Source organism: Mycolicibacterium mageritense (assembly GCF_010727475.1).
GTDB classification, from domain to species: Bacteria; Actinomycetota; Actinomycetes; order Mycobacteriales; family Mycobacteriaceae; genus Mycobacterium; species Mycobacterium mageritense.
In genome coordinates, this window is the sequence record NZ_AP022567.1 from 538,996 (window position 1) to 556,867 (window position 17,872).

13 protein-coding genes and 2 pseudogenes are annotated in these 17,872 nt (G+C 65.3%); 11 read left to right on the forward strand and 4 right to left on the reverse strand.

All coding sequences use genetic code 11. The features are described 5' to 3' along the window. Positions 1 to 67 precede the first annotated feature (67 nt). A complete protein-coding gene (locus G6N67_RS02580; protein WP_036438646.1) occupies positions 68 to 940 on the forward strand; it encodes an alpha/beta fold hydrolase in 873 nt (290 codons plus the stop codon). Further along, complete coding sequence (locus G6N67_RS02585; protein ID WP_036437768.1) at positions 937 to 3,858, forward strand: aminotransferase; 2,922 nt, start codon at positions 937 to 939, stop codon at positions 3,856 to 3,858. Before G6N67_RS02580 ends, G6N67_RS02585 begins: the two co-directional genes overlap by 4 nt. A gap of 19 nt (positions 3,859 to 3,877) precedes the next feature. On the opposite strand, the gene G6N67_RS02590 is transcribed toward G6N67_RS02585, so the two are convergent. Continuing rightward, entirely contained in the window at positions 3,878 to 4,477 is a 600-nt protein-coding gene (locus tag G6N67_RS02590; protein ID WP_036437769.1) for a TetR/AcrR family transcriptional regulator, read from the reverse strand. A gap of 86 nt (positions 4,478 to 4,563) precedes the next feature. Here G6N67_RS02590 and G6N67_RS02595 point away from each other — a divergent pair, with 86 nt between their 5' ends. From G6N67_RS02595 to G6N67_RS02630, 9 genes and pseudogenes are all read left to right on the forward strand, one after another. Then, a complete protein-coding gene (locus tag G6N67_RS02595) occupies positions 4,564 to 5,514 on the forward strand; it encodes a purine-cytosine permease family protein (protein ID WP_051579043.1) in 951 nt (316 codons plus the stop codon). Between the two features lie 76 nt (positions 5,515 to 5,590). After that, positions 5,591 to 7,096, forward strand: a complete 1,506-nt coding sequence (locus G6N67_RS39040) for a site-specific integrase (RefSeq protein WP_230021894.1) — start codon at positions 5,591 to 5,593, stop codon at positions 7,094 to 7,096. Positions 7,097 to 7,125: 29 nt separating this feature from the next. Further along, complete coding sequence (locus tag G6N67_RS02605; protein ID WP_036437771.1) at positions 7,126 to 8,925, forward strand: hypothetical protein; 1,800 nt, start codon at positions 7,126 to 7,128, stop codon at positions 8,923 to 8,925. 16 nt (positions 8,926 to 8,941) lie between these two features. Beyond that, entirely contained in the window at positions 8,942 to 9,991 is a 1,050-nt protein-coding gene (locus G6N67_RS02610) for a site-specific integrase (RefSeq protein WP_131524792.1), read from the forward strand. A 48-nt stretch (positions 9,992 to 10,039) separates the two neighbouring features. Then, positions 10,040 to 10,954: pseudogene (locus G6N67_RS02615) on the forward strand (IS256 family transposase). 52 nt (positions 10,955 to 11,006) lie between these two features. Then, entirely contained in the window at positions 11,007 to 11,258 is a 252-nt protein-coding gene (locus G6N67_RS39460; RefSeq protein ID WP_268951250.1) for a transposase, read from the forward strand. Between the two features lie 190 nt (positions 11,259 to 11,448). Then, complete coding sequence (locus tag G6N67_RS02620) at positions 11,449 to 12,528, forward strand: hypothetical protein (protein ID WP_197747947.1); 1,080 nt, start codon at positions 11,449 to 11,451, stop codon at positions 12,526 to 12,528. Next, complete coding sequence (locus G6N67_RS02625) at positions 12,521 to 12,919, forward strand: hypothetical protein (RefSeq protein WP_016343801.1); 399 nt, start codon at positions 12,521 to 12,523, stop codon at positions 12,917 to 12,919. The genes G6N67_RS02620 and G6N67_RS02625 overlap by 8 nt, the downstream gene beginning before the upstream one ends. Positions 12,920 to 14,048: 1,129 nt before the next feature. Beyond that, positions 14,049 to 14,489: a cupin domain-containing protein gene (locus G6N67_RS02630; RefSeq protein WP_230021893.1), complete on the forward strand. Its 441-nt coding sequence runs from the start codon at positions 14,049 to 14,051 to the stop codon at positions 14,487 to 14,489. Between the two features lie 791 nt (positions 14,490 to 15,280). Here the strand turns inward: G6N67_RS02630 and G6N67_RS02635 are convergent. The 3 genes and pseudogenes from G6N67_RS02635 to G6N67_RS02645 form a co-directional block, all read right to left on the reverse strand. After that, a complete protein-coding gene (locus G6N67_RS02635) occupies positions 15,281 to 16,870 on the reverse strand; it encodes a cation:proton antiporter domain-containing protein (RefSeq protein WP_051579045.1) in 1,590 nt (529 codons plus the stop codon). Positions 16,871 to 16,946: 76 nt separating this feature from the next. Continuing rightward, positions 16,947 to 17,009: pseudogene (locus tag G6N67_RS39045) on the reverse strand (hypothetical protein); the annotation flags it as partial. 115 nt (positions 17,010 to 17,124) lie between these two features. Beyond that, positions 17,125 to 17,841 carry a flavodoxin family protein gene (locus tag G6N67_RS02645; protein WP_036437773.1) on the reverse strand — a complete coding sequence of 239 codons (717 nt, stop codon included), beginning with the start codon at positions 17,839 to 17,841 and terminating at the stop codon, positions 17,125 to 17,127. Between the last annotated feature and the right edge of the window lie 31 nt (positions 17,842 to 17,872).

Here is a 17,872-nt window from a genome sequence, read left to right on the forward strand (position 1 = left end):
GGTCGAAGAGTCCGCGAAAAACGCCGCTGGGTAACGTGAGGCGCGGGGGCGGCCGAGAGGAATGTCCGTGAGCACTGCGAAGTCCGAGCACAGCGAATCGCGCACCGTCACATTCCAGGGCGTCGACGACCTGACTCTGGTCGGCGACGAATGGAACGCCGGATCAGCGGAGGCCGCGGCCAGGCCCACGGTGCTGATGCTGCACGGCGGCGGGCAGAACCGGTTCTCCTGGAAGAACACCGGGCAGATTCTCGCCGACCAGGGGCTGCACGTTGTCGCGTTGGATTCCCGTGGCCACGGCGACAGTGACCGCTCCCCCACTGCCAATTACTCGATCGAAGCCCTGTGCGGGGACGTGCTACACGTTCTGCACCAACTGAACCGGCCCGTCGTACTGATCGGCGCCAGCATGGGTGGGCTGACCGGCATCCTCGCCGCGCGCGACGCCGGGCCGGAACTGGTGACCAAGTTGGTACTCGTCGACGTGGTGCCCCGGTTCGAGAAATCCGGCAGTGCCCGCATCCGCGACTTCATGTTCAACCACGTGCACGGTTTCGACTCGCTGGAGCAGGCCGCCGAGGCCGTCGCCGCCTATCTGCCGCACCGCACCAAACCGCGCAGCCCCGAGGGCTTGAAGAAGAACCTGCGCCACCGCGACGGCCGATGGTACTGGCATTGGGATCCGGCGTTCTTGACCAAACCGGAAGACGACCCGTTCATCCGGGTGGAGAAGCTCGAACAAGCCGCGATCGACCTCACGATTCCGATCCTGCTGATCCGCGGCAAGCTTTCCGACGTGGTCAGCGCGGAGGGCGTGCAGGACTTCCTGGAAAAGGTTCCTGCCGCGGAATTCGTCGAGTTGTCCGACGCCGGTCACACCGCGGCCGGGGACGACAATGACGCGTTCTCCCAAGTCGTCGTCGATTTCGTGACGCGATGACCACACAGCGCCGCACCGTCGGCTTCAACTTCCTGACCGAACCCGAGCTGCCCGCACCCCAGGTCAGCGAGCAGCAGGCGGAGGACATCCTGGCCGCCCGGTTCGGATTGATCGCCGATGTCACATCGCTGGGCAGCCAGCAGGACAAGAACTTTCTGGTGCACCGCAGCGACGAGACCCTCGGCGTGCTCAAGATCGCCAACCCGGCCTTCAACGAAACCGAGTTGGCCGCGCAGGATCTGGCCACCGAGCTGATCGCATCGGCGGAGCCGGACCTGCGCGTCGCCGTGGCAGTACCCAACAACGCCGGTGAAATACGCACTGCGGTAACTGGTTTGGTGGACGGCACGGCCTATGTTCGGCTGCTTCGCTACCTTCCGGGCGGCGCCCTGCTGGAATCCGGCTATCTGTCGCCCACGACGGTCGCCGAGCTGGGTGCGCTGGCGGGCCGCGTGAGCCGGGCGCTGGCCGAGTTCACCCACCCGGGCCTGGACCGGATTCTGCAGTGGGATCTGCGTTACGGCGCCGAGGTGGTCTCCCAGTTGGTCTCCCATGTGGACGCAACGCACCGCGACCGATTGCAGGCCGCAGCCGATGCGGCCTGGGCGCGGCTCTCCCCGCTTGCCGACGTGCTGCCGCGACAGGCGGTCCACATGGACCTCACCGACGCCAACGTCGTGGTGTCTCACACGCCGGGCGGCGCCGTACATCCGGACGGGATAATCGATTTCGGCGATCTCAGCGAAAGCTGGGCGATCGGAGAACTCGCTATCACCCTGTCCTCGGTACTGCAGCATCCCGGCGCGGACCCGACATCGGTCCTGCCGGGTGTCCGGGCGTTCCATGCGATCCGGCCGCTCAACCTCGCCGAAGTGGAGGCGTTGTGGCCGTTGCTGGTTCTGCGAACCGCGGTGTTGATCGTCAGCGGCGCACAGCAGGCCGGCATCGATCCCGACAACACCTATATCACCGAACAGTCCGACGGCGAGTGGCGCATGTTCGAGCAGGCCACCTCGGTTCCGATCGATGTGATGACCGCGCTGATCAAGGCGGAACTGGGGCTGGCTTCCCCCGCGGCTCCGCCATCGGGCTCGCTGATCAGCGGGATACCCGCCGAGTCGGTGGCGACGCTGGACTTCTCCGCGACGTCAGACGCCCTGGATTCGGCGTTCACTCCGGGCGGCTGGTTGCGTCCCGCCGCCGAGGACGAATTGGCCAGGGCCGCAATCCATGATGGCGCTCGCCTGGTCGTCACGCAGTTCGGGCAGCCACGGCTCACCCGCGCGCCCGCGCTGAGCCAGACCGAACCCGAGGTGGTGCCGACCGGCATCAGTCTGTGGCCCGCCGAGCCGGTCGAGCTGCGGGCGCCGTGGGACGGTGAGGTCGTCGAACGCGTCGCCGATCGGGTGACGTTCCGGGGCGCCGAATTCGAACTGACGTTGACGGGTGTCACGGCCGGTGACGGCAGCGTGCTAGGGGTCGCCGCGCCCGGACAGTGGACCGAGGTCGCGGTGCGTCCCGTCGGCGCACCCGTCGCGCCGGCGCTCGTCGAGCCATCCTTCGGGCCGGGATGGCTTGCGGTGAGCCGGGATCCGCGCCCGCTGTTGGGACTGCCCGAGCTGACGTTGCCCACCGCCGACACCGATCTGGTGGCGCGACGCGACCGGTCGTTCGCGCCGGTGCAGGAGCACTACTACAGCAGACCACCGCGCATCGAGCGCGGCTGGCGGCACTACCTGATGTCGACCAGCGGGCGGTGCTACCTCGACATGGTCAACAACGTGACCGTGCTCGGGCACGCCCATCCTCGGGTGGCGGCGGCCGCCGCGCGACAGTTGCGCAAGCTCAACACGAATTCTCGGTTCAACTACGCAGCGGTCGTCGAGTTCAGCGAACGGCTGGCAGCCCTGCTGCCCGAGCCGCTGGACACGGTGTTCCTGGTGAACTCCGGCTCGGAGGCCAGCGACCTGGCGTTGCGACTCGCGATCGCGGCCGCGGGGCGCCCGGATGTGGTGGCGATGCGCGAGGCGTACCACGGTTGGACGTACGGCACCGACGCTGTGTCGACGTCTACCGCCGACAATCCGAATGCGTTGAGCACCAGGCCCGATTGGGTGCACACGGTGGAATCACCGAACAGCTTCCGCGGCAAGTACCGTGGCCCCGATGCCAAGCGGTACACCGGCGAGGCTGTCGATCAGATCGAGCAGTTGATCGCCGCCGGGCGCGCGCCGGCCGCCTTCATCTGCGAGACCGTGTACGGCAATGCCGGCGGCATGGCGCTGCCCGACGGGTATCTCGACCAGGTCTACGCCGCGGTGCGCGGCGGTGGCGGATACGCGGTGGCCGACGAGGTCCAGGTCGGCTACGGCCGGCTCGGTGACTGGTTCTGGGGCTTCCAGCAGCAGGGCGTGGTGCCCGACATCGTGTCGATGGCGAAGTCGACGGGCAACGGCTATCCGCTCGGTGCCGTCGTCACGAGCCGCGCGATCGCCGACGCCTTCCGGAGTCAGGGCTACTTCTTCTCGTCGACCGGCGGCAGCCCGCTGTCCTGCGCGATCGGCATGACCGTGTTGGACGTCCTGCAGGAGGAAAGGTTGCAGGAGAACGCGGTTCGAGTCGGCGGGCACCTGAAGTCACGGCTTGAGGCGCTGGCCGCCAAGCATCGGCTCATCGGTACCGTGCACGGCGTGGGCCTCTACCTCGGTGTCGAGATGGTGCGCGATCCGCAGACCCTGGAACCGGCGACCGAGGAAACCGCGCTGATCTGCGACCGGATGCTCGAGCTCGGCGTGATCATCCAGCCCACCGGCGATCACCAGAACATCCTGAAGACCAAGCCCCCGTTGTGCATTGACGTCGAGAGTGCTGATTTCTACGTCGACGCGCTCGACCGGGTGCTCACCGAAGGCTGGTAGGCAGAAGCAGCTACGAGCGCTACAACCCCAACTCCGAGGCGAAGTAGGCCCGCGCAATGTGTTTCGCCTCGTCGGCGGGAACGGCGCGCACGACCTTCTGCGCACCAAGGCCGTCGATCATGGTCAGCAGCCGGCGAGCGGCCACCGCGTCGTCGACGACCCTTAATTCGCCACTCTCCCTGCCCGCCTTCACAATTGCGGTGAGGAAGGCCAGCCACTCGTCGGTCAGGGCGTTGGCTTCTGCAGCCAGGAGCGGGTTGCGCCGGCCGAGGCTCCACGCGTCGAGCCACAACGCGCTCGCGTCGTCGGTGGAATCGTCTAGCAGATAGTCGACGAGCCCATCGAGCTTGTCTGGCGCCGTGGCGATCTCGGCGACGCGCGCCACAGCTCCGTCGAGATCCGCGCGGGCAGCGCCGCGGAAAACATCGACCACGAGCTGCTCGGCCGACGAGAAGTAATGGCTCACCAGCCCGGCCGTGACACCCATGTCAGATGCGACGCGCCGCAGCGTCACCGCGCCGAGACCGTCGGCAACGCTGATCTCGACGCCACGGGCGAGCAGCTCCTCACGGCGCTCCGCAGGCAGCTTCCGCTTGGCATCACGCGTCTCAACCGACAACTCAGCGCTCCCCTCTTGACGAATCCTGCGGGCTATTGAAGACTACATCAACACTATTGAACCTCCTCTCAACAAGCGGGTGCGCCATGACAACCACAGACCCCGCAGGCGCGATCGAAGTCGCCGGTGTCGAATACCTGCCGGAAGAGGCGCGGGACTCCCGCCCCCGCAACCTCGGCGCGGTGTTCCTCGGAGCCAACCTGACCTGGACGAATGTGGTGTTCGGCGCCTTCGCCGTGGTCTTCGGGCTGAGCTTCTGGCAGACCGTGACGTCCATGGCCGTCGGGATCGCCATCGGCATCCTCGTGGTCCTGCCCACCGCGGTGATCGGACCACGCACCGGCACCAACATGACGGTATCCAGCGGCGCGTTCTTCGGTATCCGGGGCCGGTTCATCGGTTCCGGGATCGCACTGGCCATCGCGCTGGGCTTCGCAGCCGTCACGGTGTGGACAAGCGGCGACGCGATCGTCGCCGCCGCGCATCGCATGCTCGCGACCCCCGAGAACGACGTCGCTCGCGCGCTCGGTTACGCGGCCGTCGCCGTGCTCATGGTGACCATTGCGCTGTACGGACACGCGACCATCGTCGCGATGCAGAAAATTGTGGTTCCCGTGGTCGGCGCACTGCTGGTCCTCGGCGTGCCCGCGTTCGCGGACACCTTCCAGACCGCCTCCACCACAAGCGAATACGCGCTTGGCGGGTTCTGGCCCACCTGGACCTTGTCAGCAGTGCTGTTCGCGGCCGCGCCGATCTCCTACGGCCCCACCATCGGTGACTACACGCGGCGCATCTCGGCCCGCCGCTACACCGACCGCAGCATCTGCACCGCGCTCGCGTTCGGGATGTTCGTCGGCGTGCTGCTGCCGAGCCTGTTCGGCGCCTTCACGGCGATGTCGATCACCGATCCCACCGATTCCTATCTGAACGATCTCGTCGCCGCGGCGCCGGCGTGGTACGTCATCCCGATCGTCGTCATCTCGCTGCTCGGCGGTCTCAGCCAGGGAGTGCTGTGCATCTACGCCAGCGGTCTCTAGCCATTTGACTGTTGTTGTTGCATTCGATCCGCGAGTTACCTCGGCGGCTGTCTTACCGCGGGCATATGGTGCGGCCGTGGCGGCAGAGACGCGGTGGCAGGTCTTTTGGTGTGATCCCAAGGCGGAGTGGGACGGCCTCCAGTTCGATCCGCTCCTGGCCGGGTTGCCGTCGATAGCCGAAGTCGCACATCGTAACGGCAATCGCGCTGGTCAGCCGTTCCTGTTGCGTTCGGACGGGGCGTACGCAACGGAGGTCAATGCGTTCTTCGCGTCGGTTCGAATGCGCGGTGTCACCGAAGGAACCCGCCGCAAGTACGCGCTCGGATTGGCGACTTGGCTCGGGTTTCTGGATTTGGTGAGCTGTTGCTGGGCGGATGCGACTGCTGACCACGTCGACACGTTCAAGTTCTGGCGGATGAGCGATGAGAAGAATCCCCGCAGGGTTGCCGGCGGCACGGTCCGGTCTGGATTGGTGGCGATCAGCGCATTCTATGAATGGGCCGAGAGCCGTTACCACGTCGAGAATCCGGTGGAGCGGATCTCGGTTCGCGTCGGTCCGGACCAGCCACCGGTCGATGCGTATCGCGCCGCGCCTCGGACGGGACGCGACCGCGACGTGAAGTGGCTCGATCCTGGCGGGTACGCCCGATGGCGGGACGTCGGTTTACGAGGACTGGATCTGTCCGGGCGGGAAGCCCGATCGTGGCGAGGCCATTGCCCGCAACGTGACTGCAGCTTTGTCGACGGCCTTTACGGAACGGGTCTGCGGTTGACCGAATGGGCCAGCCTGTTGCAGATCGAGTTGCCGTACGACGATCCCAGCCGCGGGTTCATGACCGCACAGTTGGCAGCCGCGTGCGCGAAAGGCGGTGTGCGCCGCAAGTACTGGATGCCGCGGCCGGTGTTGAGCGCCGCGCTGGCCTACGGCGAGGGTGAGCGTGCCGCAGCGGTCCGCAGGGCGCAAGCCGCCGGGCGGTACGAACGGGTAGCCGACAGAAAGATTCTGCAGCGACAACTTGGTGGTCGGCGGGTCCAGCTGCGCGATATGCAGGGCCAACTGTCATCGGTCTCCCTAGACGTCCTCGATCCGCGAGCGAGGCTCCGCATCTTCCGAGAGTCCAAGTCAGGACTCGAACCGGTAGCATTATGGCTCAACGAGGACGGCATACCGCGAGCGCCGCATGGCTGGCAGCACACGTTCGTCGCGGCGAACAAGCGCGTGACCCGTGCGAGTCTGATCGGATTGGCAGCTACCGCGCACATGCTGCGGCATTCCTTTGCGTTGCGGTGGTTTTCGGTGGGCCGCCTGTTGTACGAGAAGCGCTTCGCACACCTCAACGCAGAGGAGATGCGCGATTTTCGCGCACAGTTCGGCGACACCTGGTACTTCGTTATGACCCTGTTGGGACACCGGAGTGTGGCGACCACCATGAACGTCTATCTGGAACCGTTCCGGGATCTCGACGTCGAATTGCTGATCGAGCATGCGCACGGCGCGGCGATGCAGGGCCTGTTGGCGGAGATGTTCGCCACGCACCCCCTGGTAACCACGGACCCACTGGCGTCCGGGTCGCAATCGTGAGCAGTGGACGTCGCGCCGCATTGCCCCCGATGGCGTATCGATTACCGGCGCGCTTCGATGACCGCGGCGACCATCCGTTGCGGCTCACCGTGTTCCCCGAGCACGGCAGGTCTGCGGTCGAATTCGATTTCGCGGCGCTACCGGTCTCGGATGTGATGCGGCGTTGGTTCCTGGAACGATTTGCGTTGGCGACCGGTCCCAGTGGTTCCTACCGGACGGAACGCTCGGCGCGGTCGCTGATGAGCGCTGTGCGGTCATTCGCCGCCTACCTTGGGTCGTTGGATCACCCGCCGGACGCCCCGAACGGACTGCGCGGCGCGCATTGGGACGGATGGGTGCTCACCTTATCGCCGGGAACACGAAAGTCGTTCTACGGGGCGATGCGGACCCTCTCGCGAGGATGCGAGGACATTCCCGGAGAGTTCTTCGCGCGGGCCGCACGCACACGGGCTCCAGAGCGATCCGTAAAGCTCCCGAGCTACACACCGGACGAGTTCAAGCGCATCACCGCGGTGGCGAAATCGGACGTGCGAGAGGCAGTTCAGCGTGTCCGTCGAGGCCGTGCGCTACTGGTCGAGTGGCGCGCCGGGGACGTCGACCGCACCGACGATCCCCACCGATGGGAGCACGGCGCCCTCCTGGATCACATCGATCGGCACGATCAGATACCGCGGTATCCGAGCGGGAGAAATGTCAAACGGGTAGCGCAGCACGGCGGAAGCGCCGTCCTCTTTGGGCAGCTCTACCCGACGGTGTGGGACGTGTCGGCGGCTGCGGTGCTGCTGGTATGCCTGACGGGCCACAATCTGTCGCCGGTGCTCAGTCTGCCCGCCGAGGCGCACCGACCAGACGGCGATAGCGGTGGCACGAAGACCGCCCTGGTGGACATGCTCAAGCCACGCCGCGGCCGAAACCGGGCACACATGAATGTCGCGCTTACCGACGTCGGCGGTCAGGCGGACGGCCGCACCGACGTGTCCTCCGCGTTCGGCGTATATGAACTTGTGCGCGAACTTACGGCACCCGTGAGAGCGCGCTCGGGAAGCGAGCTGCTGTTCGGATACTTGGGCATCAAGCAGGGACTGGCATTTCGGCCGGAGTTGCGCGAAACAGCGGTGAGCAGGTGGGCACGATCCCAACAAGTAGTTGCCGATGCACCCAGCACTAGCGATGGCGAGGCCGGCGTGTTGTCGATCGATACTCGCAGGTTGCGGATGACGTGGCTGCAGGTGCATGAACGACCGGTCGCACACACCGAGCAGACTCTCGCCAACGACTATCTCGCCCGTAACCGCGGCAACCTTGCCGAGTATCAGAAAGTGGTCGCGGACACCTTGGAGGAACAGGTCACCACGGCCCGCGAGCAGGTGCACATGAGGACCATCACCATCGAGCAGGCCGATCGCGCCGCGAGGGAACCCGAGGTGGTCGCCGCCGAGGTCGACTTGGCGCCAACGGTTCTGACCGACCTGATTGCCGGCAGTCTGGACACCGTCTTGGGTGGCTGCACCGACTTCCGTGGCGGACCCCACGCCGCGCCCGGTCAGCCATGTGCCGCGTCGTTTCTGATGTGCCTGTCCTGCCCATGCGCGCGAGCCACCCCGGCACACCTACCGGTCATCGTCGCGGTGCACGACCGCCTGCACGACAAGGCCAACGAGATGACGCCGCTGCAGTGGGCACAGCGATTCGCAGGTCCCGTCGCGCAGCTGACAGACATCATGCACCGGTATCCCACCATCGCCGTCGACGACGCCAGAGCGCACATCGGCCCGGAACAGCAAGACCTCGTCGAGCGGTTCCTCAGCCGGTCGCTGGACGTGCAATGAAGACATCGGAGGTTCAATGACGACCGCAGCAGTCAGTAGCGAGGGGCAGCAATGGATTCCCTCGCCCGACTCCGTCGTGCTGAGCAATCGGCCACTGCGCCCAAACGCCGCCGCGGTGTCACGTTTTCGCGACGACCGCTGGGAGCTAGGGGCGGCAATGTTCGCTCCGCAGCTCGGAGCCTGCGGCATCCCCTTCGTAAAGGCGCCTGCCGCGTTCCGTGGCGTGCTCAAGCACGTGTGCTGGCTGATGATCAACTACGACGGACCCGACGTCACGGTAACGCGCGTGTCTCCTCCGCGCCCAGCCATCCTCAGCATCGTCACCGAGTTCCGCCAGATGAAGGCCTTTGCCGAGTGGCTGACCGCCAGAGGAATCGTCCGCTTCGCCGAGGTGTCGCTGGACGACCTCGATGAGTATTTGGCAACGGTGAAGGACAGCGGTCTAACCCGAGACCTGCAGCAGGACAGGCTAACAGCGGTCATCAAACTCTGGGCCTACCGGTCGTTGCTCGACACGGACGACCGGCTGCCCGAAGCACCGCCGTGGCACGGTGACCGCCTCCACCACCTCTTGGAAGGCCGCCGGTCTGCGGAACTCACCACCCCGAGAATCTCACCGCCTGTCATGAACGCTTTGTTGGGTTGGGCGTTGCGTTTCATCGAAGACCTAGCAGCCGACATCACTGCCGCAATACGCGAAGACCAACGACTCGCCGACCGCACACGGCCAGGACAGGGGCGCGCAGGACGCTATCGTCGCGAAATCGGCGACGCCGCCAACGATCTGCACGGACTCATTCGCGCATTCAGTCGTTTGAACATTCCGCTTCCCGGCAGGCGGTCAGCCACGACTGGCGAAATGGACTACCACTACGGCTTTCTCGCACGCCTTATGGACGCGGACGTCAGAAGCCTCCAGACGCCGGCAAGCCAGGCGGTTCTGCGTGGCTGTGGGCTTCCCATCCGGCTAAGTCCCCTGGGGTGGTGGGAATTCGGGGACGGGGCTGAGGTGGGCGGAGATGTTCAGGCCGTGTCGGTGCCGGTGTTGGGGTGGGCCATCGCGTAGTGGTCAGTGAGTTACGTACCAAAGTGACTCACCGAAGGAAACCGCGCGATGACCCTTGACCATTCTGCCCTGCTCGCTCAGCTCGATGCACTGAAGTCCGCTGACTCGGGTGCGGTGTTCGCCGAGTTGATCCGTTCCGGGTTGCAGCAGCTCATCGAGGCCGAGGCCACCGCGGCGATCGGCGCGGGCCGTTACGAGCAGCGACGGCCGGGTGCACCGCAACGGGCACCGCCCAAGACCGTCTCCACGACCGCCGGGGACATCGAGGTGCAGATCCCCAAGCTACGGGCGGGATCGTTCTTCCCGTCGCTGCTGGAACCCCCCGGCGTATCGACAAGGCGCTGCACGCGGTCATCATGGAGGCCTACGTGCACGGGGTGTCCACCCGCAGCGTCGATGACCTGGTGACGGCGATGGGCGTGCAGACCGGGGTGTCAAGTCGGAGTGTCGCGGATCTGCGCCGGCCTGGACCGCGAGATCACAGCGTTTCGGGAACGCTCGCTGACCCACCAGCTTCCCCTACGTGTTCTGCGATGCCACCTTCTGCAAGGTCCGCGTGGGGGCGCACGTGGTCTCCAGGCCCTGGTGGTCGCGACCGGCGTGTCGATCGACGGCACCCGTGAGTGCTGGGCACCGCGGTCGGTGACAGCGAGTCGTTCGAGTTCTGGCGCGAGTTCCTCGCCTCGCTTAGGCGCGCGGCCTATCGGGGTGCACCTGGTCATCTCCGATGCGCACGCTGGGTTGAAAGTCGCTGTGGCACAGCAGTTCACGAACTCATCGTGGCAGCGGTGCCGGGTGCATTTCATGCGGAACCTGCATACCGCGGTATCGGCCAAACACGCCCCGGCGGTTACCGCGGCGGTCAAGACCATCTTCGCTCACACCAGGCCCGACGAGGTCGCCGCGCAGTGGGACCGGGTCGCCGACACCCTGGCGCGTCGTTCCCGAAGGTGGCCGCGATGATGGGCGAGGCCAAGACCGACGTGTTGGCGTTCACTGCGTTCCCGAAGGCGCATTGGCGAAGATCTGGTCGAATAATCCGATAGAGCGTCTGAATAAAGAGATCAAGCGTCGGGCCGATGTCGTGGAGATCTTCCCCAATCCGGCGGCGTTCCTTCGCCTGGCCACCGCGGTGGTCATCGAATCCCACGACGAGTGGCAGGTCACCCGCCGCTACCTCTCCGATGTCTCCATGGACGAACTACGCGCCGTGATCGCCGCCAAACACGCCGCGGCAGCACTTGCCAAACAACACCAAATCGCCTAGCGTTCACCATGACTCGTTGATCACAACGCGTGAACCACGCCAGATCCGAAGTCCACCACTCCCCGGGACGCTATCTCCCATCCGGGAAGGGGCCCCTCTGCTGCTCGTTCCCAGCGGACTCATCGACGGCCAACGCTGGCGCGATGACCCGATCGATGAGAGCGAAACACGTCCACTAGCGCGCCATCTGATGGCGGCGTGTTTCATCGTGATCGCCTACCTTTCCGGGATGCGCCCCGGCGAGGTGCTCTCACTGGAACGCGGTTGCCTGCACCGCGATCCCGACAGCGGCCTACTGCTGATGACGGGCAGACACTGGAAGGGCGTCCGCGACGATGCCGGCGAACTGCTGCCGGAGGGCGAAATCCGTCGCGACCCGTGGGTAGTCGCTGAGCCCGTCGCGGCCGCGGTCACAGCTCTGGAGAACCTGCACGACGAGCAGCTACTGTTCCCCAATCGGCTCGGCGCCCGCACCGAGACCGGCGCACGCTTCCGCGACGGCCGAGCACGTGGCACGCAGAAAATGTCCAACGACCTGAACGCGTTCCGCGACTGGGTCAACGACTACTGCGCCCGAACCGGGCGCGCCGATACCATCCCCGTCGACGCCCAGCACCCGTCGATTCAACCGAGACAATTCCGACGCACTCTGGCGTGGTTCATCGCGCGCAAACCCCGCGGCATCATCGCCGCAGCGATCCAGTACGGCCACGTCAAAGTCCAGATGACGGTCGGATACGCCGGTACCTACGCGTCCGGGTTTCCCGACGACCTCGCCTTCGAGGAACTCCTCGCACGACTGGACATGCTCGCCAACTCCCACGAACACCTCACCGCCGGAGAACACGTATCCGGACCAGCAGCGGACCAGTACCGCTATCGGGTCGAAGACGCTCAGCGATTCGCGGGCCACGTTCTCACCACGCGACGCGAAGCGCGCGCCCTGTTCTCCAACCCGGATCTGCAGATCTATCCCGGCGCAGGAATGACCTGCGTGTTCGACCGGAACCGGGCGGCCTGTCGGGTCAGTCGCGACGACACCGACGCCCGCCGCACCCCCGACCTGTCGGACTGCCGCGCCCACTGCCCCAACATCGCCCGCACTGACCGCGACGTAGAAGTCCTACGTGAGCAAGCCACGCAGCTCGCCGAGATCGCCGATGACCCCATGGCGCCCGAACCGCGCATCATCCGGTACCGACACGAACTGGAACGGCTCCGCGCTCTCATCGACGGGCACGACGACGGGGAGCCCAATTCGGATGACTGACGCTGATGCCGAGCGGGCCGCGATTACCGCGGCCATGCAACGTCTGCTCGATGGCACCCCGAAGCGCTCCACCGGGGCCCTCTCCGTTGTGCAGCTGGCCGTCGAAGCCGACGTCAAACGCTGGGTGCTGACCCACAAACACACCGACCTCGCCGACGAATTCCGAAGTTGCGTAGAAGCTTCCGGTCCGATCCCAGCGGCGTACTCCAATCTCGAACAGCAAGCCCGAGAAGCGCAAGAGGACAACCAGGAACTCAGAGCGCAGAACACGCAACTTCGCGCTCAGGTCACCGCCTACGCCCGAATCATCCATGAGCTGCACACCGCTCTTTCGAACGGGACTGCGCCGCCGCGGTTGGCAGCCGTTCAAGAACGAGACGCACCGGAGTGACCCTCATCGTCTGCGGAGTATTGCGGAGGAGAGCGGATGCTAGAGCGATGCGAGGCGCCGCACCAAGGGTCTGCCCTAGGTTCGAGATGCAGCGAAGATTGACAAGAAACGCCGGGCTGCTTTGATAACACCTCGGCGTGTCGCGGAAGCTTGTCAAAGTAGGTTTTACAGCATCAGTGATGTACACCCAAAGTCCGTCGCTAGATGCTGCTTCGACCTGGCCGCGACGACCCTGTGTCGCGCCGCGACGTGAGGTATCAGACCTCCGCCTTGGCGGTCTAATCGACTTGGCCGCAATCGATTTCACGCCATCTGATGAATTGTGGCCATTGTCCATGATCCAGCGCTCCCTGCTGAACCCCGGATATAAATCGCTTCGGTCGCCGCATAAACATGCAGGCGGCGAGGAGCTTGTTCGAGGCCGCCGACGACGGGCGTTTACGTTGGTTCGGGCGTCGCGCCCGCCACCCGGGGGACCGCTGCTCATGGTCCCGTCACCCTGCCTCAATCTGGTCTTGACAGACCAGTTGGGCGGAGACACACTAATTTTCCGATCCGACCGGATTACCGCTCGACGGTGCAAGGGGGTTGCTCGGTGTGGCCGACCACTTCGATAGCACGACCGCGGGTGAAGATCGGGGCTGAAGCGCTGCAACTTCTAGTTCTTTGGCGCCAGACGGCGGCGATGACGATAACCGTCAACGCCGCCGCCACTCTTGACACTGCGCCGCCGTTCCCCGACAAAGCCTTCCCAGTGTTCCGCTTCAGCACTGGCGCGGACCGCCCAGACGGTATGCCCTCGAAGTTCCGCATCCGCCATTTGATTGACGTCCCGACCCCTGAGGTCGAGAACGAAGATGGCCAGGAACAACTCCCGGGTCTGGCAGCGGTCTTTGGTCAACCCCTACTACGCGCGGATGCGGCGCAAATCAATCACTGGTCGCAATCGGGCCGACCTCGCCGTCGCCATGGGTACCGATTCGCAGGCCCGGCACTTACACGACGGCACCAAGCACTGCGACCGGACCTGATCTGACAGATGAGATCATCCATCGTCACGTCGAACGGAGTATGCGTGTACCACCCATCAAGACCGCTTAATTCGGTGCGCACTTTCAAGATGACAGCCGTGAGACGATTGATGTACGGGGGGCTTGCCGCCATGATCGTCGCTTCGCCATTCGCTACTTTGCTCTCGCCTGCAACGGCGCTCGCCACTCCGCCCGTCGGCGCGAGTGCCGTCACACTGGCGAAGCAGACCATCGACGGCATGGACTACATCGTTAGCGAACTAACCATTGCACCCGGCGGGAGCACTGGCTGGCACACCAACGAAGGCGAACTCTACGGAGTCGTCAAAGCTGGCACGGTAAACCACTTCATCGTCGACTGCACGCAGGATGGCGTGCACTCGGCGGGAGATCCCATCACTGACCCGGCGGGCCCCGACCACGTCCACACCGTTCGCAATCTTGGCAACGTGCCGGCGGTACTAGACATCACCTACGTCGACTCCGCAGGAGCACCGACCACTGACAGCGCACCCAACCCGGGCTGCCCCTTCGAGTGATCTGACTACTGAGATGAATGCATTGCTCACCAATCGCCCGGATTCTTTTGCAGTGTCGGCGTTTTGAGTGGCCCGTGCTGGGTGATCGCGCGTGAAACCGTTGCGCGAAGGGGGCAGCAGGACCGAGACGATCCCGGCGTCAATGAGTGCCCCCGCTGTCGTGCCGCCCGCCGGTATGACGTCATGGCTTGTCCCGCGGCATCGGCGCCCACCAGAGATCACTCATTAAGTCGGATTCGACTCATGCCTGATCTGGGCCGCAGACGCTCCCCTGTCGTCATGCCGACCGCCCCTCGGGTGTATCGACAGCGACGGAGTCCTCGCCAATTTCACTGCGCGCAACGATAATTCGACAGATCTCGATCTCACCTATATCCAATAGGGACAAATTTCCCTGTCCCCAGGTGATTTCAGAGCCGCGTAGCGAATCGTGACCGAGCAAGGCCGCGAACGCCACTATTGCCCCCTCGATCTCGATGAATTGCTTGAGCCGATGCCCCTAGCTGCGGGTTTGCAGAATCCGCACCAAAATGGCGGCGGCCTCACCACCCTGAGTGATCCGAGCGAGCACGCACGACGTCCGAGCCCGTTTTGTCGCACTCAACAACTTTGAAGCCGGACCCCTTTTAGCGACAATGTCACTCGCCACCATGTTGACTAGACAGACTTCGCGTGTAGTCCTCACTCGCGGAGATATGGCCGAGCCGGTGACGTGTTTAGCGTCCTTCCGCCGTGACACCGCTAGTAGCTGCCGCGACGGCTATTCGTCGATCGCCGCGGCGGATCCCCCGTCAGGCGGATCCCCTACCGGCTTGAGCAGCTGCAGCGCAAGTGGCGGGAAGAGGAGAACGGAGACGATTCCGGCGGCGATCAGCGCCGCGGCCGTGGTGCGGTCGATCAACCCCATGCGTATTCCGACCTGCGCGACGGTCAGGAGGAACGGCAGTGACGTTGCCTGCAGGAGAGCGACCGCAGGCAGGTTTCCGTCCCGGCAGGTCGCGTCGCAGCGACACGATCGGCAGGCCTCGCACGACGAGCAACGCGATGATCAGAAGGGGCACGCCGACGAGCGCCCGCGGGTCCTCGAGCAGACCTTTGACGTCGACGGTGACGCCGCTGTTGATGAAGAACACCGGAATGAGCAAGCCGAAGCCGACGGCTTCCAACTTGATCGGGTAGTGCGGGTGAGACACCTCGGGTTCGGGGTCCAGGGTGCGTACGAGGACGCCGGCCAGAAACGCCCCCAGGACGGCTTCGAAGCCCAGCCCGAACGCTGCGAGAGCTACACCGGCGACCAGCAGTACCGTCAACCGGATCCGGATCTGCGCGCTGGTGTCGGACAATTGGTCGACGAGGGCCTCGACCCTGCCAACGTGTTCGGCGCCCCAGACGACTCCACCGATGACCCCCAGCAGCACCAGCAGCAGACCCAGCGGCAGCAACCGGCCCGCCAACGGAGTGTGCGCACCGGCCACGCCAACCGACAGCGTCACCACCGCCGCCATTGCGCCGCCCGAGGCGCACGCCACGGTCAACTCGCCGACCCGCCGTTCCCGCAGGCCCGCACGGGTGAGCGTCGCCACGACTGGGCCCGACCATGTCGCGAGCAGGGAGATCGCCACCAACAATCCGCCCCGCACACCGGCCACAGCCAACGTGGCGCCGACACCGGCTGCCAACACGAGGGACCCGGCGAGTGTGAGCAGCACGTGGTGACCGGTGCGCCCGCGAAAGCACCGCACGTCGACCTCGAAACCCCCCAGGAAAAGCAGGAACGACAACCCGAGCACCGACAGCGCGCGGATCACGTCATCGGGGTGCACCCAGCCCAGGACCGTGGGCCCGATGACGACACCGGCGATGATCTCCACGAATGCACCGGGTATCGCCATCCGGGGCATCAGCCCCAGCAGCAACGGGATCACCGCGGCCACCGCGAGCACGATCACCAGGTCCTTCGTCATGTCAGTCCCACACCCCGACGCCGAGGAACCGACTCTCACCGGTCGCCCGTCGCATAGCCGCGGAGCTCTCGGCGCACTCCCCTGCGGCCGTGGTGAAGCAATACCCGTTGGTAAGACCGTGCTCAGTCCCAAACGGTCGCACACGTCGCGGTAGCCGACGTCGAGCACCGCGCGCAACGTGATCACGGCGCGCTGAAGGTCGAGTAGCGCAACAATCTCGCAGCGGATGACCGCCAAGAGTTCGCCGGCCAAGGTCGCCCCTTCGGGGGTCTGCGGGCAGGGGGTCACGGCCCCGCTGCGGGTCGGCCATTCGTCGTCGGCCATACGTACCCACCCCATGCCACCGCGGTACGCCGCGATCGTCCCGTCGCGATCGCGGCGTTCCCGGACTCCACGGGTCTTCGCGATGGTGACCATGATGGCGAAAATCCAAGGTCCGCAGCGAGGATCGGCCTTCGAACCCGCTCGTACCCCGGTATACCGCTAGCCACGTTTCCTGGACGACGTCCTCGGCGATCTCGTGGCTTGCCACGTATTGACGCGCCACTCGCAGCATCACGGGGGTGTGTTGGTTCACCAGATGCTCGACGCCATCTGGTCCCCCGCGCGAAGTGACGCCACCCGCTGGGCTTCGTCTTCAGGTACCGGCACGGCGATGAGATGGCCCGGGCTCAGCGGTATTCGGGGTTTTCGAAATCGTAGCGGCAGCCCGCGTCCCATCCGGACCGGATGTTGCCGTAGGCCGGGATGCCGCCAGCGGCGTGCAGCATGCGGGCCAGGTGCATCAGGTTCCAGGTCATGAAGGTGGTGTTGCGGTTGGTGAAGTCGTTCTGCGGACCACCGGAGCCAGGGTCCAGATAGGACGGTCCGGGCCCGGCCTCGCCGATCCAGCCGGCGTCGGCCTGCGGGGAGATCGTGTACCCGATGTGCTGCAAGGTGTAGAGCACGTTTTGCGCACAATGTTTGATGCCGTCCTCGTTGCCGGTGATTAAGCATCCTCCGACCCGCCCGTAATAGAGGTACTGTCCTGCCTCGTTGAGCAGATGCGACCCTCCGTAGAGGCGTTCGTGCACCCGCTTCATCACTGAACTGTTGTCGCCCAGCCAGATCGGGCCGGCCAAGACCAGGATGTCGGCGGCCAGCACCTTCTCGAAGATCGCCGGCCAGTCGTCGCTCGCCGCGCCGTGCTCGCGCATGTCCGGCCACACCCCGGTGGCGATGTCGTGGTCGATGGCGCGCACCACCTCGACGGCGACACCGTGCTTTTCCATGATCGCTGCACTGACGTCGACGAGTGCCTGGGTGTTGCTGACCTGGGGGGACCGCTTCAACGTGCAATTGATGAACAGTGCCTTCAGATCGGTGAAGTCGTCGAGTGGCTGGGTCACGCAGTTCTCCTTCGTTGTCGACCAGCGGGCA